The sequence below is a fragment of the Actinomyces sp. genome, from assembly GCF_030524025.1.
Lineage (GTDB): Bacteria > Actinomycetota > Actinomycetes > Actinomycetales > Actinomycetaceae > Actinomyces.
In genome coordinates this window covers 12,814-33,844 of the sequence record NZ_JAUNHI010000004.1, presented here as the reverse complement: position 1 = coordinate 33,844, position 21,031 = coordinate 12,814, and the positions used below count along the sequence as shown (strand labels likewise).

18 protein-coding genes and 1 pseudogene are annotated in these 21,031 nt (G+C 72.0%); 1 reads left to right on the top strand and 18 read right to left on the bottom strand.

The genetic code is table 11. The annotated features are described in order from the left end of the window. Positions 1-29 precede the first annotated feature (29 nt). Positions 30-730: pseudogene (locus tag Q4C85_RS03085) on the bottom strand (MFS transporter). 81 nt (positions 731-811) lie between these two features. Next, complete coding sequence (locus tag Q4C85_RS03080) at positions 812-2,209, bottom strand: glycoside hydrolase family 2 TIM barrel-domain containing protein (protein ID WP_303139435.1); 1,398 nt, start codon at positions 2,207-2,209, stop codon at positions 812-814. A 74-nt stretch (positions 2,210-2,283) separates the two neighbouring features. Between Q4C85_RS03080 and Q4C85_RS03075 the strand changes: the two genes are divergently transcribed. Next, entirely contained in the window at positions 2,284-3,567 is a 1,284-nt protein-coding gene (locus Q4C85_RS03075) for a LacI family DNA-binding transcriptional regulator (protein WP_368501402.1), read from the top strand. Here Q4C85_RS03075 and Q4C85_RS03070 read toward each other — a convergent pair. The 16 genes from Q4C85_RS03070 to Q4C85_RS02995 all read right to left on the bottom strand — a co-directional run bounded on the left by Q4C85_RS03070 (position 3,485) and on the right by Q4C85_RS02995 (position 20,801). Continuing rightward, positions 3,485-4,282 carry a thioredoxin domain-containing protein gene (locus Q4C85_RS03070; RefSeq protein WP_303139433.1) on the bottom strand — a complete coding sequence of 266 codons (798 nt, stop codon included), beginning with the start codon at positions 4,280-4,282 and terminating at the stop codon, positions 3,485-3,487. The genes Q4C85_RS03075 and Q4C85_RS03070 overlap by 83 nt on opposite strands. Positions 4,283-4,360: 78 nt before the next feature. Further along, complete coding sequence (locus Q4C85_RS03065; protein ID WP_303139431.1) at positions 4,361-5,197, bottom strand: zinc transporter; 837 nt, start codon at positions 5,195-5,197, stop codon at positions 4,361-4,363. Then, on the bottom strand, positions 5,194-5,868 hold the full coding sequence (locus tag Q4C85_RS03060; protein WP_303139429.1) for a DUF6318 family protein: 675 nt from the start codon (positions 5,866-5,868) through the stop codon (positions 5,194-5,196). Before Q4C85_RS03060 ends, Q4C85_RS03065 begins: the two co-directional genes overlap by 4 nt. A 135-nt stretch (positions 5,869-6,003) precedes the next feature. Further along, entirely contained in the window at positions 6,004-6,690 is a 687-nt protein-coding gene (locus tag Q4C85_RS03055; protein ID WP_303139425.1) for a DUF6318 family protein, read from the bottom strand. Positions 6,691-6,969: 279 nt separating this feature from the next. Next, a complete protein-coding gene (locus Q4C85_RS03050; protein WP_303139422.1) occupies positions 6,970-8,355 on the bottom strand; it encodes a flotillin family protein in 1,386 nt (461 codons plus the stop codon). A gap of 131 nt (positions 8,356-8,486) precedes the next feature. After that, positions 8,487-9,011, bottom strand: coding sequence for a nodulation protein NfeD (locus Q4C85_RS03045; protein WP_303139419.1), 525 nt, complete (start codon positions 9,009-9,011; stop codon positions 8,487-8,489). An 81-nt stretch (positions 9,012-9,092) separates the two neighbouring features. After that, a complete protein-coding gene (locus tag Q4C85_RS03040) occupies positions 9,093-9,509 on the bottom strand; it encodes a CrcB family protein (RefSeq protein ID WP_303139417.1) in 417 nt (138 codons plus the stop codon). Continuing rightward, positions 9,506-9,922, bottom strand: coding sequence for a CrcB family protein (locus Q4C85_RS03035; protein WP_303139415.1), 417 nt, complete (start codon positions 9,920-9,922; stop codon positions 9,506-9,508). The genes Q4C85_RS03040 and Q4C85_RS03035 overlap by 4 nt, the downstream gene beginning before the upstream one ends. After that, positions 9,912-11,351, bottom strand: a complete 1,440-nt coding sequence (locus Q4C85_RS03030) for a DUF2079 domain-containing protein (protein ID WP_303139412.1) — start codon at positions 11,349-11,351, stop codon at positions 9,912-9,914. Before Q4C85_RS03030 ends, Q4C85_RS03035 begins: the two co-directional genes overlap by 11 nt. 103 nt (positions 11,352-11,454) lie before the next feature. Further along, the gene (locus tag Q4C85_RS03025; RefSeq protein WP_303139410.1) at positions 11,455-12,207 is read right to left on the bottom strand and encodes a bifunctional 2-polyprenyl-6-hydroxyphenol methylase/3-demethylubiquinol 3-O-methyltransferase UbiG; all 753 of its coding nucleotides are present in this window, start codon (positions 12,205-12,207) and stop codon (positions 11,455-11,457) included. A 542-nt stretch (positions 12,208-12,749) separates the two neighbouring features. Beyond that, entirely contained in the window at positions 12,750-13,415 is a 666-nt protein-coding gene (locus Q4C85_RS03020; protein WP_303139408.1) for a response regulator transcription factor, read from the bottom strand. Beyond that, the gene (locus Q4C85_RS03015; protein WP_303139405.1) at positions 13,412-14,623 is read right to left on the bottom strand and encodes a sensor histidine kinase; all 1,212 of its coding nucleotides are present in this window, start codon (positions 14,621-14,623) and stop codon (positions 13,412-13,414) included. Before Q4C85_RS03015 ends, Q4C85_RS03020 begins: the two co-directional genes overlap by 4 nt. A 103-nt stretch (positions 14,624-14,726) precedes the next feature. Beyond that, positions 14,727-17,462: a lysylphosphatidylglycerol synthase transmembrane domain-containing protein gene (locus Q4C85_RS03010; RefSeq protein WP_303139402.1), complete on the bottom strand. Its 2,736-nt coding sequence runs from the start codon at positions 17,460-17,462 to the stop codon at positions 14,727-14,729. A 94-nt stretch (positions 17,463-17,556) separates the two neighbouring features. Continuing rightward, complete coding sequence (locus Q4C85_RS03005; RefSeq protein ID WP_303139400.1) at positions 17,557-20,124, bottom strand: cation-translocating P-type ATPase; 2,568 nt, start codon at positions 20,122-20,124, stop codon at positions 17,557-17,559. Between the two features lie 25 nt (positions 20,125-20,149). Further along, on the bottom strand, positions 20,150-20,413 hold the full coding sequence (locus Q4C85_RS03000; RefSeq protein ID WP_303139397.1) for a heavy-metal-associated domain-containing protein: 264 nt from the start codon (positions 20,411-20,413) through the stop codon (positions 20,150-20,152). 106 nt (positions 20,414-20,519) lie between these two features. After that, a complete protein-coding gene (locus Q4C85_RS02995) occupies positions 20,520-20,801 on the bottom strand; it encodes a metal-sensitive transcriptional regulator (protein WP_303139396.1) in 282 nt (93 codons plus the stop codon). Positions 20,802-21,031 lie beyond the last annotated feature (230 nt).

Genomic DNA, 21,031 nt, shown 5'->3' with positions numbered 1-21,031 from the left:
CGGCGCCGGCCCCGGACTGACGCGAGCGGTTACACCTCTGCGCCGGTGTCCGTGCTGGCGCCCGCTCCGGCGTCGTCCCCGTCCCTGGCCCCCGGGGCCTCCCCGCCGCCGTCGACGGCACGGGTGCGCAGCCGGGCATTGGCTTTCTCCACGTCCAGCCGCCACAGCAGCGCCAGGATGATCGCGTTGGCGACCGCGGAAATCCACAGGTACATGACGTAGAGCATCGTGATGACCGAGCCGGTCTGCTCAGGGGCGTTGGCGATGTAGCCCGAGGCGGCCAGCAGCCAGCCCGCCAGGGCGGTTCCCAGGCCCGAGCCGATCTTGACCCCCAGGGAGGTGCAGGAGAACATGAGCCCGTCGATGCGCTTGCCCGAGCGCAGGAAGGTGTGCTCGCTGGCCTCGGCGATGAGGGGGATGTTGATCGCCCAGGCGAATCCTCCCAGAAGGTTGGCGTTGCCCAGGATGTAGGTCATGAAGTAGATGCCCATGTTGAGCGTCGCGGTGAACATCTGGGTCATGATGAACACGACCAGGATGATTCGGAGAACCCGTCGAAGAACTTCGAGAGCATCATGAGGGTGCCGATGACGCCGACGTTGAGGCCGGCGGTGTCGGTCAGGTAGATCATCGTGAAGGCAGACAGGAGGGCGTAGACGACGTTCCCGGCGACGTCGCCCGACCCGTAGCCGACCTTGTTGTACCAGCGCAGGTACTTCTTCTCATTCATGGGGTCACCTCGTGGTGTCAGTGGGGTGTGGGTGTCGTGGTGTCAGTGGGGTGTGCCTGCGGCACCGGCGGCCCGACGGCGTCATGGGCGCCGGGCCCCGCGCGCCGGCACGAGCCGCACATCGAGGCACAGCTCGGCGTCGTCGACGCGGTACTCGGGGGCCAGCTCGGGCCCGCAGCTGGCCGAGCCGATACCGGCCATGGCGGCGTCCAGGCACAGGACGGTGTGTCCGCTGGGGACGAGCTCGGCCTCGTGCCGCGTCGTGCTCAGCTGCTCCTGGGTGTATCGGGAGGCGTTGAAGGACAGCGGGGTGGCGCTGACGGCGGTCAGGCTCATTCCGCCGCCGCTCAGCTCGATGTAGGCGCAGTCGGCGCGGCTGCCGTTCTCCTGGGGGCGGATGTAGTCCTCGTGCATCTGGTCGACGCCCGTCGTGAACCGCCCGTGGCGGCAGGAGCGGCGCTTGTCGACATAGCTCTCCCAGGGACCGAGCCCGTCGTAGACGACCCGGTCGACGGCCGGAGGCAGGAACAGGCGCAGGCCGAGGCGGGGCAGCTCGGGGAAGGCGGTGTCGCGGCTGGCCTCCATCCTCAGGCCGAGCACCCCGTCGGGGCGGATCATCCACCGCAGCGCCAGGGCGAGGAAGGGTTGGACGGCGGCGGCGGCCATGACGGCGTCGGCGGTGATCGTGACCTCCCCGTCCTCGCAGGACACGGCGCAGCCGCGGGCCCGCAGCACGGCCCGGTCGTAGCCGGCCCGCTCCCACCGGCGTCGGACGGTCCGGTCGTTGTCGGTGGGGGCGCGCCAGGTGTTGACCTCGACGGGGCGGGTGAGGATCGGTGTGCCGCCGACCTCCAGCCCCTGCGGCGTCCCGGTGCGCGTGTCGAACCGGTAGGTCCACTCCGCGCCGTGCACGGTGATGGTCCCTCCCGTGTCCTCCACCCGGGGCACCGTGCCCCGCACGGGGGCGTCAAGGATCCGGGCGGCCTCGCGGTGCCTCGGGTCGCGGGTGGGCAGCACCACCTCGTCGAAGCCGAGCTCGTGCCCGGCCCTCAGCAGCGGGCGGGGTGCCGCCAGCCGGTAGGACACGAGCAGGTGGCACCGGCCGCGCTCGGGGGAGACCAGGCCGTCGACGCAGAAGTTCGCGTCATGGACGGCCTCGCCATGGTCCCCGCCGTAAAGGTGGACCGGCCGGCCCTCCGGTGTGCTCCCGGCCCGCACCGCGTGGTCGCACCACTCCCAGACGAACCCGCCGCACAGGCGCACCCGGTCGACCGTCGCCTCGGTCCATTCGGGGTTGTCGGCGATCCGAGGGCTCCACTGCTCGACGACGTTGTCCCACGACTCATCCGCCAGGTACTGGGCCTGGGTGCCGTGGCTCTCGTTGTCCGCCTCGGACATGACGTAGAAGCCGTACTCGTCGCACAGCTGGTAGAGCACGGGCTGGGCCGGGTAGTGGGCCGTGCGCAGGGGTGCGGTCACATCGAACTCGGCCGTGGCGTGCGAGACCTGGCTGTAGCCGGCGTAAGCGCCGTTGAGCAGGCGGAGGCGGTCGGATGCCTCCCGGTCGCCGGGCCCTCCGGTCAGGGGGAGTGTGGCGGGGACGTAGTAGGCGTGGGCGGGCAGCGTGTTCTCGTGGAGGACGGAGAGGCACTCGTAGTGCCGGGGCGGCGTCGATCGGCGACGCCGCCCGCCTCACCGGCGTCTCGGCCCAGACCGTCTCGCGGGTCTCACGCGGGGTCGACAACGTCCGGCCGGACACGCGGGACAAGGTCCTCAAGGCAATGGACCAGCGCGGCTACGCACCCAATCGGGCGGCGCGGGCACTGCGCAGCGGCTCCTTCAACGTCATCGGCGTGCTCACCCAGCAGATCCAGCGCACGGGCGAGGCCTACACGACCAGCGGAGTGCTCGAGGCCCCCGCCCGCGCCGGCTACTCGGTCTCCCTCGCGCAGGTCGAGCACCCCGAGACCCAGGAGGTCCGGGACGCCGTGTACCGGCTCCAGCACCAGGCGATCGACGGCCTCGTCATCGTCCAGTCCGGGCGGGCCGGGCCCGAGCACCTCATGCTCCCCACGGGCCTGCCGGTGGCCTCCTCCGACTCCGCCCTCATGGGCCACTACCCCTCGGCCTCGGCCGACCAGGTGCAGGGGGTGCGCGACGCCGTCGACCACCTGCTGGGCCTGGGGCGCCGCACGGTCCACCACGTCACCGGGCCGCGGGACTCCCAGTCGGCGGTGGTGCGCGCTGCTGCCTGGTCTCGCCGTCTCGAGGAGTCAGGGATCTCGGCGCCCGCACCGGTCACCGGGGGCTGGGAGGCGCGCGACGGTTACGAGGCGGGCCGACGCCTGGCCACGGACCCGCAGGTCACGGCGGTGTTCTGCGCCAACGACGAGGTGGCCCTGGGGCTCATCCGCGCCCTGCACGAGGCCGGGCGCCGCGTGCCCGAGGACGTGTCGGTGGTCGGCTTCGACGGGCTGCCCCTGGCCGAGTACACCTTCCCGTCGCTGACCACCGTCAAGCATGACTTCCAGCGGGCGGGTGCCGAGATGGTGCGCCTCGTCCTGGAGCAGGCCGCCGGCACGGTGATCGACCGCGGCTACCAGCTCGTCATCCCCACCGAGCTCGTTGTCCACGCCAGCACGGCACCGCCCCCGGGGTCTGAGCGGCGGTGCGGCCGGGACCCAGGGGGGCGGTGCCGGGACTGTCGGAGCCCCGGGGTGGAGGGGGCGGCGCGGCTTGTGCCGGCCGAGGGGCTCACTGCGCGGCCGCGGCCTGCTCCTCAATGGTGGCGCGCACGATCTCGGGCGTCTGGTACCCGGGGATGTAGGCGTCGTTGATGATCATGAACGGTGTGCCGGTGATGCCGATTCCCTGGGCGTGCTGGGTGGCGTCGGTGACCGCCTGGGCGGTGGCGGCGTCGTTCATGTCGGCCGTGAACTGCTCGATGTCGGGAACGCCCACGGCTTGGGCGAAGTCGATGAGGGACTGCTCGGTGTACTCCGAGTGACCCGTGGGGTCCGCGGCGGCGTAGACGGCGTCGTGGAACTCCCAGAACATGCCCTGGTTGGCGGCGGCGATCCCGGCCTGTGCGGCCAGGGGGGAGGTCTCGGAGACCTGAGCGAGGTCCCGCCACTCGATGCGCAGGGTGCCGGCCTCGACGAGGTCGGCGAGCTGGGGCTCGACATCCTGGGCCAGTCGGGTGCAGGAGGGGCAGGCGAAGTCGGAGTAGAGCACCATGACGACCGGTGCGTCGACCGCCCCCTGGGCGCGGGTGTCCTCAGGGTTCCGCGTGACCTCGCTGTGCAGGATCTCCAGGGTTGTCGGGTCGGTCTGGGAGGGTGCGGAGGTCGGGGCCGCCGTCGCGGCGGTGGTCGGGGTTGTCGCGGCCTGGGCGGTGCCGGCGGATCCGGTCGACGAGGCCGAGGACAGGGCGCGTTCGTCGCGGGTGACGAGGAAGCCCGCGGTGACGGCTAGGGCGAGGGCGATGACGACGAGGAGGGCGACCCCGTAGGGGTTGCCCGGGCGCGCGGGCGCCGGGGAGTCGACAGACATGGCGCCAGTGTGTCATGCCGTCGTCGTCCTTGCGCCGGGTCCACCGATCGGGTTGCCGGCCCGGTGCGGGCACCGCCCTCAGTGCCCCTGGGCCTCCTCGGCGTCGTCGGTCAGGTAGGTGACCGTGCGCACGATGTCGAAGGGCTCGGAGACTTCGCTGGTCGTGACGGTGCCCTGAACGGTGCGCCAGGAACCCGCACCTGCGGGCCGGTACCGGGCCGACCAGGTGGTGGTCAGCGTCAGGGAGACGTCGAGGGCGGTGCTCTGGTACTTGTGGAAGACCGTGTGGTTGGGGAAGGGCGCCCCGGGATCGGTGACGGTCGAGGTGGTGGCGTCGCCCCACTCCCAGGTGAATGTCGTCGGGGTGACCTCGATTTCCACGGGTGTCGAGCCGACCTGTGTGCTGAGGATCCGTGAGTCCCCTGAGGTGTAGACGATGAGGATCTTCGACACGAGGACCTCCTCACCGGGTGGCTGACGGTTGATGCCCGAGCCGTCGACAAGCACCTGGGCGACGTCCTCACGCGTGACGACGAGCGGCGCCGGAGCCGTCCCGCCGGTGGCGGCCGCCTCGCCGGGCGGCGGGCAGACGGTCAGCAGCGGGATGTTCTCCATGTAGGTCGGGTCCTCCGCGAGGTCGGGATTGGCCGGCGCGGTGGCCGTGAAGCAGCCGTTGTCCTGCCAGTCCAAGGGGGTCTCCTCGGAGGCGGGCATGCCCTGCGTCGTGCCGGTCCACTGGCCCCCGCCCGCCGGCGCTTGAGCGCGCGGTGCGACGGTGCTCACGCTCTCCGCGCTCAGGCTGACCGAATTGCCGTCGCCCCGGCCGAACCAGTCGAGCTCGGAGGAACCGCCGTCTGCTCCTACCATCGGCATGGTCATGGCGGCGACCACAGCCAGAGCGCTCACGCTTCTCATGGGGTCTCTCCTTCGCGGATGATCCACTCGCCGTCGACCATGCCGACAGCCAGGATGATGGTTTGGCTCTCGTTGGGGTCGGACTCGGTGGTGACCTGACCTGTGCCGTCGTATGCGGTGGCGGCTGCGGAGCTAGCGGAGATGTCGACGCGGTGGTATTCCTTGTCGGGGTCAGGTGGGGCATAGGCAACAGATGTGATCTCCTGGGTCCACATGTCAGCCCAGCCGCCGTCGGCGTGGAGGGCGCGGACGTCGGCGATCACCGAGTTGCAGAAGATGCACGCGTCGTCGCTCATGGCCTCCCAGTCAGTGAGGTCGCCGGTGGCGTAGACGTAGGGGTAGAGGCTCATGAAGTAGGTGGCGGCGGCGATGGCTCCGTTCATGCCCTCCTCGCCCCAGCCGTCGGGGTGCTCGGGCTTGGTTGTGGACAGCGCGGTGTTGCGCTTCGTACGCATCTCCGAGGTGAGCTCGGCGTCGGAGTAGGTGGGTGACGGGCTTGCCGTGGCGCTCGGGCTGGGGCTCCAGGTCTCCCAGGGGGAGGGCGCGGCGCTGGCCTCGCCGCGGGACAGGGCCGAGCAGGACGTCAGGGCGCAGGCGGCCAGCAAGCACGTCAGTGCGGCCAGGAGGCGGGTCGAGCGTGGGCGAGTGGGCGGGCGGGAAGCAAGCGGCATGAAACGACCTCCACCATCAGGGCTCGGTGTCAGGGTGTCCCAAGCGGAACCGTGAACTATGATACCCGTCACGATACGAGATGCAAGACCCTGAAGGCCGCTTCTTCAAGGGGTGATGCAGATGTCCCGGCGGCTTCACGGGGTCTCCCCTTCGTGGATGATCCACTGGCCGTCGATCATTGTGAGCGTGAGGAAGATCGTCTGGCTGTCGATCGCGTCGTACTCCCTGGTCACCTTGCCGCGGCCGTCGTGTGCGGTGCTGGCCTCGGCGCTGGCGGTGACGTCGACGCGGTGGATGCCCTGCTCATCGGCAGGCGGGGCGTATACCACTGAGATGACCGTTTGGGTCCACGGATCCATCCAGCCGCCGTCGGCGTGGAGGGCGCGGACGTCAGCGATCACGGAATTGCAGAAGATGCACGCGTCGTCGCTCATGGCCTCCCAGTCGGTGAGGTCGCCGGTGGCGTAGACGTAGGGGTAGAGGCTCATGAAATAGATGGCGGCGGCGACCGCGCCGTTCATGCCCTCCTCGCCCCAGCCACCGGGGTGCTCGGGCTTGGGCGTCGACAGCGCCGTGTGGCGCTTCGTCCGCATCGACGAGCTGAGGTAGGCGTCGGAGTAGGTGGGTGACGGGCTTGCCGTGGCACTCGCGCTGGCGCTCGGGCTGGGGGTCCAGGTCTCCCAGGCGGAGGGCGCGGCGCTGGCTTCGCCGCGGGACAGGGCCGAGCAGGAGGTCAGGGCGCAGGCGACCAGAAGGCAACTCAGTGTGGCCAGGAGGCGGGTCGGGACAGGGCGAGTGGGCGGACGGGAAGCAGACGGCATGAGCCAACCTCCACCATCAGGGTTCGGTGTCGGGAGTCCCCAAGTGAGACCACGCGCTATGCTACCCGTCACAGCGCATAGTGCAAGACCCTTGTCGTCAGTGTGGTTGGTGGGGGTACTGGCTCTCCCAGACGGCCGCGTTCGTACCTTGTGTCGGCGTTGCGCACCATCAGGGTGCGCACGGGAGACGGAAGGTACGAACGCGGCGTGGGCTGCTGGCCGGCGGGGCCGGTTGCGGGACGGAAGGTACGAAGGCGGCCGTCAGGGTGGTGCTGCGGCTCAGGCCTTCGTGTCGGTGCCCCCGGAGAAGCGCGCGACCATGTCGGTCAGGCTGGAGCCGGTCAGCGAGCGCATGACCGCGTCCAGCTGCTCGACGTTGCCCGCCACCGCCTTGGGCAGCGCCGAGGCACCCTCGGTGGAGATGATCGACATGTCCTTGATGCCGGCCAGCGGCTCGGCAAGAGCGCGGGCGATCTCAGGAGCCTTGTCGAGGACCATCTGCTGGGTGGCCGCCTGACCGTACTTGGCCAGGGCGTCGGCCTTGTCGCTCATCGACTGCGCCTCGGCCTCACCGGCGGCGCGCACGGCTTCGGCCTCGGCCCGGCCGCGGGCGGCGATCGCCTCTGCCTCGGCCTTGGCACGGGCGGCGGTGGCGCGGGCCTCGGCCTCGGCGCGGGCCACCGTCGCGGCGGCCTGAGCCTCGGCGTCCAGGCGCGTGCGCTCGGCCTCCGCCTCGGCCCGGCGGATCGCCTCGACCTTGGCGGCCTCGGCCTCCTGCTCGCGCTGGTAGCGGGCCGCGTCGGCCGGGCGGCGCACCGTGGAGTCGAGCTCGCGCTCGGTCAGCACGGCCTTGGCCTCCGCCGCTTCCTGCTCGATGACGGCGATCTCGCGCTCCTTGGCGGCCCGCGCCAGCGGTCCGGCGGAGTCGGCCTCGGCCTGGGCCTTGTCGGTCTCGGACTTCAGCTGGGCCTGGCGCAGCGACAGGTCGCGCTCCCGCTCGGCGATCTGCTGGCGCGAGGTGACCTCGGCGTCCTTGGCCTCGCGCTCGGCGTTGGCCCGAGCGATGCGCGCATCCTTCTCGACGCGCTGCAGCTCGGGCACGCCCAGGGACTCGATGTAGCCGCCGTCGTCGGTGATCTCCGAGATCTGGAGGACGTCGATCTCCAGACCCATGTTGGCCATGACGGACTTGGCGTCGTCGAAGACATTCTTCTGCAAGGCGTCGCGGTCGGAGATGAGGTCGGTGACCGTCATGTGCCCGATGATCGAGCGCAGGGAGCCGATAAGGGCGTCACGCGCGGAGTCGGCGATCGCCTGGTCGGTGTTGGGCTTGCCCAGGAAGCGCTTGGCGGCGGCGCGCACCTGCTCGTCGGAGTCGCCGACCTTGACCGCGGCCACGGCCGAGACATTGACGTTGATCTTGTTCTCGTCCTCGGCGCGGACCTTGAACCCGATCGTGTTCTGCGTGAAGGGGAGGTACTGGATCGACTGGATGATCGGCAGGACGAAGTCCCGACCGCCGGGCCGGACGATCTTGACCTCTCCGCTGCGGGAGGAGCCGGAGATGAGGCCGGTCAGGTTCGAGGGGACGACGACCACCCGGGTAAGCATGTAGATACCAATGAGCAGTGCGAGGACTGCGGCGACGATGATGGCGATGAGCACAGTTGTTTCCTTGGTAGTGGTTGGGGATGGATGGATTCAGGGGGCTCGGCGCGTGTCGCCGGGGCGGGCCCGGGTCGACACTGGGGGCGACGGCGCGGCGTGCCGTGCGGGCGGCCGGCGGTCCGCACGGCTCAGGGGCTGGGCGCACCGCCGTCCGTGTGGTCGGTGCCGTTGACGTCGGTGAGGATGAGGACGGCGTCGTCGGTGTCGGTGACCCAGGCGATGGCTCCACTTCGCAAGGGCCCCTCGGAGCGCGCCGGCAGGGTGGCCTGGTGGCCGCGGGTCGTCGCGGCGACCTCGCCGCGTCCGTCCTTCCACCACAGCACGCGCACCTCGGTGCCGACCAGCTCGCCGGGGGTCATGGGCACCGCGTTGCGCGGCATCTCGCGGCGCAGACGGGTCCACACCCGGCGGGTCAGGGCGCCGGAGAGCACGGCGCCGACGGCGGGAACCCCCAGGGCGATGGCGGGTGTGGCCTGGCCGGCCAGGGCCTCGACAGCGAGGCCCACCGCGCCGAAGACCCCGAGGGCGCAGGCCAACACCGGCAGCGCCCCCTCGAAGAGCAGATCATCGAGGCCGTCGAACAGGCCATCGAGCACAAGGGCGAGGACGAGGACGCCGCAACCGATGACGGCGCACCACAGGAACATGCTCATGGGGTCTTTCCGAAGTGGGATGAGGTTGTGGAGCCCATTCTTCCACCCCGCGCCCGGATCGGACATGGGGAGGAAGGCCCGTCACAGAGCGGCGGCACCCATGGCTCCGAGCAGGACCCCGAGGGCGGCTGCGGCGAGGGTCCCCGCCGTCATCGCCAGTCCGTGGACAAGGGCCGCGGCGCCACGCCCGTCCAGCCAGAGCCGGGCCCCCTCGAGGCAGGCCGTTGAGAAGGTCGAGTAGCCGCCGAGGAAGCCTGTGCCGACTGTGACCTGTAGCCAGGCGGGGGCGACCGCAGCGCCGACCAGGATCCCCAGGGCCAGGCAGGCGCTCAGGTTGACAACGATCGTGCCCAGGGGCGGTCGTGCCCGGTGGCCCCGGTGGCCCCGCTGACCCTCGGCGCCCCCGCGGGAGGCGAGCGCTGCGCTGACTCGGGAATCCACGGTGAACCGGGCTATCGCCCCCAGGCCGCCGGCCACCGCCACAAGCGCCCACGTCATCGGGGTCCCTGCGTCTGCTCTTCTCGGCCCCACAGGCGCCCGCCGAGGACCAGCCCCAGTGCGGCCGCGAGGAGTCCGGCCAGGGCAGAGCCCAGGAGGTAGGCGGCCCCCAGGGCGGGGCTGCCCCCGGCGAGCAGGCCGTGGGCCTCAAGGATGTAGGTCGAGTGTGTCGTCAGCCCGCCCATGAGCCCGGTGCCCAGGGCCAGGCGCAGGGTGCGCGTAGAACCCTGACCGGCCCAGGCCCCGGTCAGCAGACCCAGGCAGAAGGCGCCGGCGAGGTTGATCCCCAGCGTTGTGGCGGGCAGGTGGCCCGGCGCCGTCGGCCACGCGGCCTCGGCCGCCGCCCGCAGCAGTGTCCCGACCGCGCCGCCGGCCCCGACCGCTGCCAGCGAGGCGCGAGGGTCACTCGACACGGCGGGCGACCTGGAAGCCGTCGACCTCGAGGATGAGCTCGTAGCGGGACCCCTGCGTCGAGCCCTCGGTGGCCCACTGGGCGGCATCGGTGGGCGGGTTGCCACCCCATGCCGAGGACAGGGAGTCGACGACGACGTAGTCGGTGTCGGTGGTCGAGGTGCCCACCCATGAGACCGTCGTGGTCGGCACGAGGTAGGCGAGCAGGGTCAGGTCGGTCTCGACGGTCGAGCCCTCGGGAATGAGGTCGATGATCTGCTCGGCTTCCCCGGCTCGCGGGGAGGTCGAGCCATAGCCCTTCGAGGTCATGTCCCACAGGGGCAGCCGCGAGGCGGTGACCGCGCCGGTGGCCAGTGGGACGGCGACGGCCAGGGCGACCGCCCAGCGCGCCGGCACCGGGGCGCCCATCCAGGCGCCGGTGGGCGACAGCCGCTTGAGCCGGGCGACGATGTCGAGCAGGGCGCCGACTGCCACGGGGATGAGAATCGCGTTGTAGTGCCAGTACTGCCAGTCCCAGTAGAACTCCTTGGAGGAGGCCAGGCGCCAGGCCAGGGTCGGCAGCACGAGGGCGGCCCACGGTGAGGCCAGCCCGATGAACCCGGCCGTGCAGGCGACCATCGCCAGGGTGGCGACCTTGACCGAGGGCGTGAGCAGGCCGGTCAGCGGGTTGCCGCCGCCCACTCCGTCGCTGCTCAGCCCGTACTCCCAGGTGCCGGTCGGGCTGAGCGCCGGCAGGATGACGCCGACGGTCAGGGCGAAGGCCACCGCACCGAAGAGCGCCAGCCCCAGCCCCAGGACGATCGGCCCCGGCACGCGCGAGCTCCCGGGCTCCTCGGTTCCGTCCCGGCTCGCCTGCCACCCGCGTAGGGCGATGGCCAGTCCCGCCATGAACACGGTCAGGCCGAGATCCTCCTTGACGAGCACCAGCGGGGCGATCCACAGGGCGCAGGCCCGCCACCGGCCCTCGACGAAGGCCACCGAGGCCCAGGCCAGCATCGGCACGGCGAAGGCGATCTCGTGGAACTGGGCCGCCACCGCCCCCTGGAAGCCCCAGGCCAGGACGTAGAACAAGCCCAGGGCCGTGCCCGCCGGCCCCCCCAGGAGCCGGACGGCAAGGCGCGTGATCGGCCAGGCGGAGGCGGCGATGAGCAGGTCCTGGACGATGAGCAGCGTCAGGGGCGAGGGGAAGAGGCGCCACACCGGTCCCAGGACGACGAGGATCGGGTGGAAGTGGTCCCCCAGGAGGTTGTAGTTGTCGCCCTTGATCGGCACGATCGGGGCCTCGAGCTGGGAGTAGGCCTTGGCGAGCTCGGAGAAGATCGCCAGGTCCCAACTGGGCACCGTCATCGATCGCCACTGCCCGATGGAGTAGGCCATGAGGATCCAAGCGCCGAGGACGACGGGGACAGCAGGGAGCGCACGGGACTTCATTGGCCCCAGGATAGTGGAGGCGCCGGCCGGGGCGATCCGATCCGGGCGTGTCGGGCCGGCCCTCCCGGGCGTGGGGGGAGGCCGGCGCGTCGGCCCCGCCGGCTCAGGGGTTCTTGACCGCGGCGATGACGGCGTTGACCCGGCCGGTCAGGAGCGGGTCGGGCTTGGAGCGCTGGTAGGTGACGGTCAGGCCCAGTTGGGTGCAGGTGCGCGAGACCCAGGTCGCCGGGACGATGTGGAGGTCGGAGCTGTACAGCTCGTCCTTCCAGCTGAGGGTCATCCGGCGAAGGTCGGACTCCGGCAGGACCTGCTCGGTCAGGGTGGTGTGCGGACCCAGGGCCAGACACATCGTCGTGGGCGCCGAGTCGAGGATGTAGTCGGTCGACACGATGAGCATGCCCCCGGGGGCGAGGTGCTCGACCGCCCGCTCCAGGGCGTTGCGGCGGGCCGTGTGGTCCAGCAGGGTCGTCACCCCGGTGGGCAGGCAGACCGCCTTGAAGGTCTCATCGAAGGAGAAGGCCGTCATGCTCGTCAGCCGCAGCTCGATGCCGGCGGACACCGTGCCCTGGGGAACGAGGTGCTCGGCGAGGTCGGCCAGCGCCTCGGGGTCGAGGTCGGTGGCCAGCACCGGGTGGCCTGCGGCGACCATGGGCAGTGTCAGGCGCCCCCAGCCGCAGGCGAGCTCGAGGACGCGCTTGTCGGCCAGAGAAGGGGCGTTGATGAGGGACAGGACCTCGACGATCGTCGTCACCTCGGAGCGGTCGCGCAGCGACAGGCTGTCGTAGCGCCGGGCCCCCTGACCGGTGTGCAGAGGGGCGGGGACGGCGTTCGGGGCGGCGTCTGCGGGAGCTTCCACTGGGTGCATGACGGTGACGCCAGTCCTTCCGGTGACGGGGGCGGCCGCCAATGCCGCCCTGGGGCCTCGACGGGCTCCATGACCTGCGATGACCATGGCCGGCAGGGACCGGCCATGGTCCATGACATGTCAGGGCATGCCAGGCAGGCGGCCTGTGCGTCGGCCGAGATGCGCGGCGGCAGGGGCCACCGCGGCCACGGATAGCAGGGACCATCCGTGGCAGGTGACGTCCAGGGAGGCGCCACCGGGGCGGCTGACAGGGATCAGCCTCGTTCAGGGCGCCGGCAGGGGCCGGCGGGCTCAGGGATTGACTGTCAGAGAAGTAGTTCTCGAAGGGTGTCGCAGGCTCGGGCGCGGGGCCCTTGCCTCAGCGACGGCGGAAGTAGAACCAGAGGGGGTTCCAGGCGGCGACCCCAGCGGGCGTGCTCTCGTACATGAGTGGCCTCTCTATAGTCGGAACAGTGGACGGTCCATGACGGCTACATGTTGACCCGGACCGGGCGGGGGCGCATCGGCCATCCGGATCAACCGATGGGGGGAGGCTAGACAAGCCCATTGCGAAGGGCATAGACGACGGCGCCGACCCTGTCCTGGACCCCGAGCTTGCCGATGAGGGTGGACACGTGGGTCTTGACGGTGGCCTCGCTGACCCCCAGGCGCGCGGCGATCTGCTTGTTCGACAGGGCCTCGGTCATGAGGAAGAGCACCTCGGACTCCCGGGGGGACAGGGTGTTCCCGGTGGCGGGCGCCGGGGGGACGACCGGCTGGGCGACGGCCCCGCCCGGGACCGAGCGCCGGCCGATGATCGCCGAGGAGGCGGGGGAGAGCACCATGTTGCCCGAGGCGACGTTGCGGATGGTGTTGGCCAGGGCCGAGACCGAATCCTCCTTGGCGATGAAGCCGCGCACCCCAGCGGCCAGGGCGCGGTCGAGGACGCCGTCGGCCACGAAGGTCGTCAGGACGAGAACCCCGATCTCGGGGAACTCCTCCTGGAGGATCTCGGCCAGGGCGATGCCGTCCAGGCGTGGCATCTGGACGTCGAGGAGGAGCACCTGGACGGGGGTCTGGCCCCCTTCGCGCAGCAGCTCGAGGGCCTCCTGACCGTCCGAGGCGGTCCAGGCCACGCGCACGTCCTCGGTGGTGGCCAGCAGGTCGGTCAGGGTGCGGCGGACGAGGGCGTCGTCATCAGCGAGCCCGACATTGATCATGAGCTCTTCTCCAAGGCTGGTGGTTCTGGGCGGGTGGCGATGACCGGGACCGATGCGGTCACGATCCACCACCCGGAGTCGGCCAGTGTGGTCAGTGTGCCGTCGATGGCGGCCAGGCGCTCGCGCATGCCGAGCATCCCGGTGCCCGAGCTGGGCAGGTGGGCCTCGTCGTCGATCCGGTTGGTCGACACGATCCGGATCGACTCGGGCCCCAGGACGAGGGTGATCGTCACCGGCTCACGCGGGTCGGCATGGCGGATGATGTTGGCGCCCATCTCGCGGGCCACGCGGGACAGGGTGGTGGCCTGGGAACGGGTGGGGACGGCCTCGCCCAGGCTGCGGAAGGTGACGTCGAAGCCCGAGCCGGCGACGTCGTCGCTGATGGCCCGCAGGGCCGTGCCCAGGTCGGCCACGACGCCACCCAGGCCGGTGGCCGCGGCGATGTCCCGGGTGGGGGCGTCCTGGCGCAGGGTGCGCAGGAGCAGGCGCAACTCGTGCAGGGCGTCGGAGGCGGTGGACTCCAGGGCGGCGAACTCCTGGCGGGCCTCGGGCGGGTAGCTCATGTCCATGGAGGCCCGCTGGGCGCGCAGCGCGGTCTGGGACATCGAGTAGGCGACGAGGTCGTGCATCTCCCGGGCGATCTCATGGCGCAGGTCGTCGTAGCGGACCCCGGCGCGCTGGGCCTCGGCCCGCCGGGAGTGCTCTGAGGAGCGCAGGAGGGCCCCGACGGGCAGGAGGACGGCCGCGGCGATGAGCTGGAAGAGCAGGGTCCCGAAGTCGGTGGTCGAGCGGTCGACATGCAGCGAGGCGGTGACGGCCTGGACCAGGGTGGCCCCCAGGCACAGGGCCGTGGCGGGCCAGGGCGGCAGGAAGCGGCCGAGGAAGAACAGGAAGGCCAGGTTGGTGACCAGCATGTCCGTCGAGTAGGTGTTCGGCAGGGACACGAGGAGCAGCCAGCAGGCCATGTAGGCGCCGATGCCGACCAGGGGGCGCACGGGGATGATGGAGACCAGGACGAGGGCGGCGAGCATGAAGCCCAGGTCCAGGACCGGCGCAGAGCCCAAGGACAGGACGTTGACGACGAGGTTGACCAGCCCCAGCAGGATGCCGACGGCGACGTAGGGGCGGCGGTCGGGCCGGGTGAGGACGCCACGAGAACCGGCTCGCCTGCGAGCGTCCGGGCCCGAAGGGACAGTGCCGGCTGTCATCGCACTCCGCTCATCTGATCGTGACCTATGATCCGTGCCGGGCCACCCTAACAAAACCCTGAACCTCTGCTGGAAAAAGCCAGGTGGTCGGTGCGTCGCGTGCTCAGAGGTCCCCGAGGCGCTGGAGCCGCTGGAGACTCAGCCATCCGACGGGGATGGGGATCCAGAAGGTGACGAGCCGGTAGACGATGGCGGCCGACAGGGCCACGGCGCTGGGGATGCCTGCGGCCACGAGGCCCGCGGTCAGGGCGATCTCTACCGGACCGATGCCGCCGGGGGAGGGCACGATCGAGCCGACCGTGTTCGAGGCCAGGTAGGTGATGGCCAGGACGGACAAGGGCAGGGTGTAGCCGAAGGCCCACAGACTCGCGCCGAAGGCCAGGACGTAGCTGGCCGACAGCATGATCGTGCCGCCGATGCCGATGCCCAGGCGGACCGGGTTGGACAGGATCCACACGAGCCGTGGCCACACCTGGCGGTAGGTCGGCTCGATCTTGGCCCACACGAAGGCTCGCACCCGGGGCACGAGGAGGGCGACGGCCACAACGGCGACCATGAGCACCCCGGCCAGCACGAGCCAGCCCGAGGGCAGGGTCAGGCCGGTCGACTGGCCGGTCGCGGCCGCCAGGACGACGAGCAGGACCACCGTGACGACGAACTGCATGACCTGGAGCAGGGCGACGGTGGCCACGCCCAGGGGCATCGGCACTCCCCGGCGGCTGAGGAAGCGCAGGTTGATCGCCGCCCCGCCCACGCCCGCGGGCGCCACGAGCGCCACGACCGAGGAGGCGAGGTGGACCTCCGTGGACCGCCACAGGCTCAGGCGCACTGGGGAGAGGGCGGTCAGCGACACCCCGGCGCCGACATAGGTGGCCAGGGAGAAGACGAGGGCCGCCAGGATCCACCAGGCGTTGGCGTCGGCGACCGCCGAGCTGATCTGGGTGAAGTTCATGCGGGCCAGCAGCGTCCACAGCGCGACGAGGCCGACGACGGCCATGATGACCGTGCGCGGGGAGAACCGGGTCAGCTTGGCCGGCTCGGCGTGGGCGGTGGGGGTCAGGTCCACGAGGGCGTCGCGCAGCTCCTGGAGGAGGCGGCCGCGCCGGCCCATCGCCTCGCGCGTGTCGGCGGGCAGGACGACACGCTGGAGCATCGGCGCGATCGAGGCCAGCTGCGGGGTGCTCAGGCAGCGCGAGGCGGCGCTGATGGCCTGCTCGACCCCGGTGGTCGCCGCGGTCAGTGCGAGCGTCTGCGCCAGGTCGACGCGGCGTGACAGCTCCGAGGAGATCGTCTCGCCCGAGTCCCAGTCCAGCAGCCACACCCGCCCGCCGTCGTCGACGACGACGCTCGAGGTCGATATCGCCCGGTGCGCCAGGCCGGCGGCGTGGGCGCGGCTCAGCTGCTCCCAGAGCTGGTCGAGGACCTGGTCGTCCAGGACCTCCCCGAGCTCGGACAGGGAGCGCGCCCCGGGGATGTGGTCGGTGACGAGCAGGACGGACTCGTCGGCCTCGGCCATGCCGAACAGGCCGGGGGTGCGCACGCAGGCCCGCCTCGCCTCGAGGGTCATGAGGGCGGCGTGCTCGGCCGCCGAGCGCACCGACAGGTCCCGGGTGGGCGACAGGCCCTTGACGCGCACGCGGTCCCAGATCGTCGACAGGAACCCGGCGACCTGGCGGTCGGCGTCCATGATGGTGACGTCGCGGCGCACTCCCTCGGAGTCCCACACCGCGTAGATGCGGTGGACCGAGGGCCGACCCTCGGTCAGGGCGATCGAGGAGGCCTCGGCCAGGATCGCGGCGAGGTCGACGTCGTCGGCCGGCGCGATCGACCCCGATGAGTCCTCGACCGAGGGCAGCAGGCCGGAGGGTGCCGCCGTCTCGATGGGGCCCCGCCCCACCTCGCCGAGGTCGACGGGCGCGGCCAGCGGGTTCTCGCGGACCTGCTCGGTGTACCCCAGCGGCGCGTTGGTCTGAACCGTCCAGGCACGGGCGTGGGGGTCGCGGTCCATGCGCACGATGCGGACGGCGTCGATGCCGGCCCGGCGCAGGGCCCGCACGAGGGCCACGCCGTGGGCGCGCCGGTCGTCGACCCCGAACAGGCAGCGCACGGCCAGGCCGGCCAGGCGTCCCAGGAGGATGGACAGGACGGCGCCGGGCAGGGTCAGCGCCCCGCGCAGGACGGCCAGGCCGATGACGACCCACAGGACGGTCCAGCCGTGGTGCGTCGTCCGGGAGGTGCGGCGCTCACCCGAGCCGGTGAGCAGGCCGGCCAGAGCCGCGAAGACCGTCGAGACCCCGACCTGGACCTCGCCCGAGGCGTAGACGGTCAGGCCCGCCAGCAGGGCGTCGGGCGCCCAGGCGATGAGCGAGTGCAGGGCCAGCAGGGCCAGGACGGTGCCGAGCACCCCGGCCAGAAGGGCCTCGAGGATGCTCGACCAGGAGCGGCGCAGGAGTCCGGAGACGACGACGGCCACGGGGACGGCGAAGGCGGTCAGTCCCTCGATCGCCTGGAGGGGGGAGACGAGGATGCTGCGCAGGACCAGCGCCAGGGCGTTCTTGACGTCGGAGGTCACCCCGGTGGTCGTGCCGTGGGCGTAGGTGGCCAGGATGAGGACGCTCCCGATGCCCAGGACCGTCAGGACGAGGTCGAGCAGGTCCTCGTTGCGGCGCATGCGCCGCGGGGAGGAGTCGACAAGGAGCGTCGATGAGCTGACCACCGGGCTTGCCGGCCGCTCCTCCCGGGGCGTCACGGGTGCCAGTCCGATCCGGGGGATGCCGACGGGCGAGGTGGCTGGGGCCTGGTCCACGGTCTCTCGGGCAGAGGTGGGGGCGTCGGTCATGGGGCGAGTTTATGGGCAGGGTTTTCGGCGCGGCATGGTCCTCAAGGAGGAGGCCAGCCCATCGCCGTGCGGCGGGCGCCCCGGGTCCCGGTCCTCAGGCGGGTGCGGCGCGGCGCAGGCGCAGGGAGTTGAGGACGACGATGACCGAGGAGCAGGCCATGGCCGCCCCGGCGATGGCCGGGTTGAGCAGCCCGGCGACGGCCAGGGGGATGGCAGCGACGTTGTAGGCGAAGGCCCAGAACAGGTTCTGCTTGATGACCCGCAGCGTCGCCCGGGACACGCCGACCGCCGCCACGACGGCCCCGAGGTCGGCGCGCACGAGGGTGATGTCGGCGGCCTCGATGGCCACGTCGGTGCCCGTGCCCATCGCCATGCCCAGCCCTCGCGTGCCGGCCTGGGCCAGTGCGGCGGCGTCGTTGATGCCGTCGCCCACCATCCCGACCACGGCGCCGCGGGCCTGGAGCCCGGCGACGACCTCGCGCTTGTCTGCGGGCAGGACCTCGGCACGCACATCGGCGGCGTCGATCCCCACGACCCGCGCCACATGGGCCGCGGCGCGGGCGTTGTCACCGGTGAGCAGGACTGGGCGCAGGCCCAGCTCGCGCAGCCGGGCGATCGCGGCCGGCGAGGAGGGGCGCACGGTGTCGCGCACGGCCAGGACCGCCTCGGCCCGGCCGTCCACCGCGACGACGACGGCGGTGGCCCCGGAGTCCTGGGCGGACTCCAGCGCGCGGCGCAGCCCGTCGGGGAGCCCGAGGCCGCGCTCGGCCAGCCACTGCGGCCCGCCGACGAGGACCTCGCGGCCCTCGACGCGGCCGGTCACGCCCCGCCCCTCGTGGCTGGCGAAGCCCTCGACGTGCGGCAGTCCGCCCGCACCTGCCGCCTGCCGGCCCCCGGGCGCGGCTTCGGCCGGCGCGGAGCCGGCCCTCGGGTGAACGGCGGCGCCCGCCGCCTCGGTGATCGCCGCCGCCACCGGGTGCTCGCTCGCGGACTCGACGGCGCCGGCCAGGACGAGGACCTCCCGGGCGGACAGGCGGGAGCCGGGCGCCGCCCCGTCGCCGACCACGAGGTCGTGCTCGACATCCAGGCTCATGGCTCCGGTGGTCACCGTGCCGGTCTTGTCCAGCACGATCGTGTCGAGGGCCCGGGTCGACTCGAGCACCTCGGGCCCCTTGATGACGACCCCTAGCTGGGCGGCGCGCCCGGTGCCCACGAGCAGCGCCGTCGGCGTGGCCAGGCCCAGGGCGCACGGGCAGGCGATGACGAGCACCGCCACCGCCGCGGTGAAGGCGACCTGGGCGGGGCGCCCCGCCGCCAACCAGCCCGCCAGCGTGAGGGCCGAGACGACGAGGACCGCCGGGACGAAGACGGCCGAGACCCTGTCGGCCAGGCGCTGGACGGGTGCCTTGCCGGCCTGCGCCGCGGTGACCATGGCGCCGATGCGCGCCAGGGTCGTGCCCTGGCCCACGCGCGTGGCCCGCACGAGCAGCGCCCCGGACACGGCCACGCAGCCCCCGGTCACCTCCTGGCCCGGGCCCGCGTCGACGGGCAGGGACTCCCCGGTGAGCATCGAGGCGTCGATGGCGGCCGTTCCCTCGACCACGACGCCGTCGGTGGCGATCTTCTCCCCGGGCCGCACGGCGAAGAGGTCGCCGACCGCCAGGGCCTCGACGGGCACGCGCTCCTCCTCGCGCCCCACCCCGGGCCGCGGGGAGCCGTCGTCGGTCAGGACCTCGACGGCGTCGGTCGATCCCGACGGGGAGACGAGCCGGACGCGGCTGACCTCTTTGGCGCCGAGCTCGAGCAGGGCGCGCAAGGCGTCCCCGGAGCGGTAGCGCGCCCGGGCCTCGGCGTAGCGGCCGGCCAGGAGGAAGGTCGTCACCCAGGCGGCCGTCTCGAAGTACAGGTGCGGGTGGTGGGACTGGGAGCGGGGCAGCAGCTCCATCGCCATGCGCATGCCGATCTGGCCGGCGCCTCCCAGGGTCAGGGCCCACAGGCTCCAGACGGTGGCGGCCAGGACGCCCAGGGACACGAGCGTGTCCATCGTGAAGGTCGCGTGCCGGGCCGCGCGCCAGGCGGCGGTGTGGAAGGGCCACGCCCCCCACGTGACCACGGGCAGCGCCAGCGCGGCGACGATCCACTGCCAGCCGTCGACCTGGAGGGCGGGGACCATGGAGATCGCCATGACGGGCACCGACAGGACCACGGCAACGATGAGGCGCCCGCGCAGGAGGCGGGCGCGGTCGGCCTGCCCCTGCCCGAGGGCCTGCGCCTCGGGGGCGGGGCGGTCCCCGGCGCCGGCCGGTCGCGCGGGCGAGCCGGTGCTGGGCGGTGCGGGGCGGGAGGCGTCGACGGCGGGGCCGCTGGGGGTCGTCGGGGTCTCGGGTGCCTCGGCGCCGCGCAGGCCGGCGGCGTAGCCGGCCCGGACGACGGCGGCGACGAGCTCGTCGTCGGAGACCTGCGCGGGGGCGCTCACCCGGGCCGTCTCGGTGGCGAGGTTGACCGTTGCGCTGACCCCCTCGAGCCTGCCCAGCCTCTTCTCGACCCGGGCGACGCAGGAGGCGCAGGTCATCCCCTCGACCCACAGCTCGACGGTGCGCGACCCGCCCCGACCAGCGTGCGGGTCGGAGCGGCTCGTCAGTGCGGGGGCATGCTCGACCATGGTGCTCCAGGCGCTGGGGGACGGGTCAGGGCCGGTCCCGCTCCACGGCATCGAGGGTGTAGTCGCCGGCCTCGGCGATGGCCGCGGCCAGGGAGGCGTCGTCGACGACGACGTCCGAGACGACGGTGGCGGTGGACTGGCCGCCCTTGTTGAGGATGACCGAGACGTTCTTGACCCCCTCGATGGCCTCGAGCTCCTCGGTGACGTGTGCGACGCAGTGGCCGCAGGTCAGTCCGGAGATCCTCAGGGTGGTCGTGCGGTCGACGCCGTCGGCGGTGAAGTCGGCCATGATGCGCTCCTCAGTGTTGGCGGTGTTATTGGGGTTAGCAGGGTGGGCAGTGTGGGCAGTGTGGGTGTTGGTCTCGTGGATGGGACCGGTGTGGCCGCGGCGGTTGTCAGGACTTGACGAGCCGGGCGATCGCCTCGGAGGCCTCGCGGATCTTGGCTCGGCCCTCCTCCTCGGAGGAGCGGGCGGCGTGGAGGACGCAGTGGCTGAGATGGTCCTCGATGAGGCTGAGGCCGACGGCCTCGAGGGCACGCGTGGCAGCGGCGATCTGGGTGAGGACGTCGATGCAGTAGGTCTCCTCCTCGACCATGCGGGAGATCCCGCGGACCTGCCCCTCGATGCGACGCAGCCGCCTGAGGTGGTCCGCCTGGGTCTGCGAGTAGCCGGCCATCGTCATCTCCTCGCGGGTGTCTCCGGTGTCGGCAGTGTCTGGGTTGGCTGCCGTGACCCGGGTGCTTCAAGCCCCTGCGGCCACGACCGACAACATACCCCTAGGGGGTATCGAGGTCAAGGCGTGAACCGGGTCCCGCGCGCGGCCATCGGCCTGGGGCATACTTTGTGTGGCAACCGAGGGCTCGCTGGGCGACGACGACGACGAGGACCGCCTGCTCGACCTCGAGG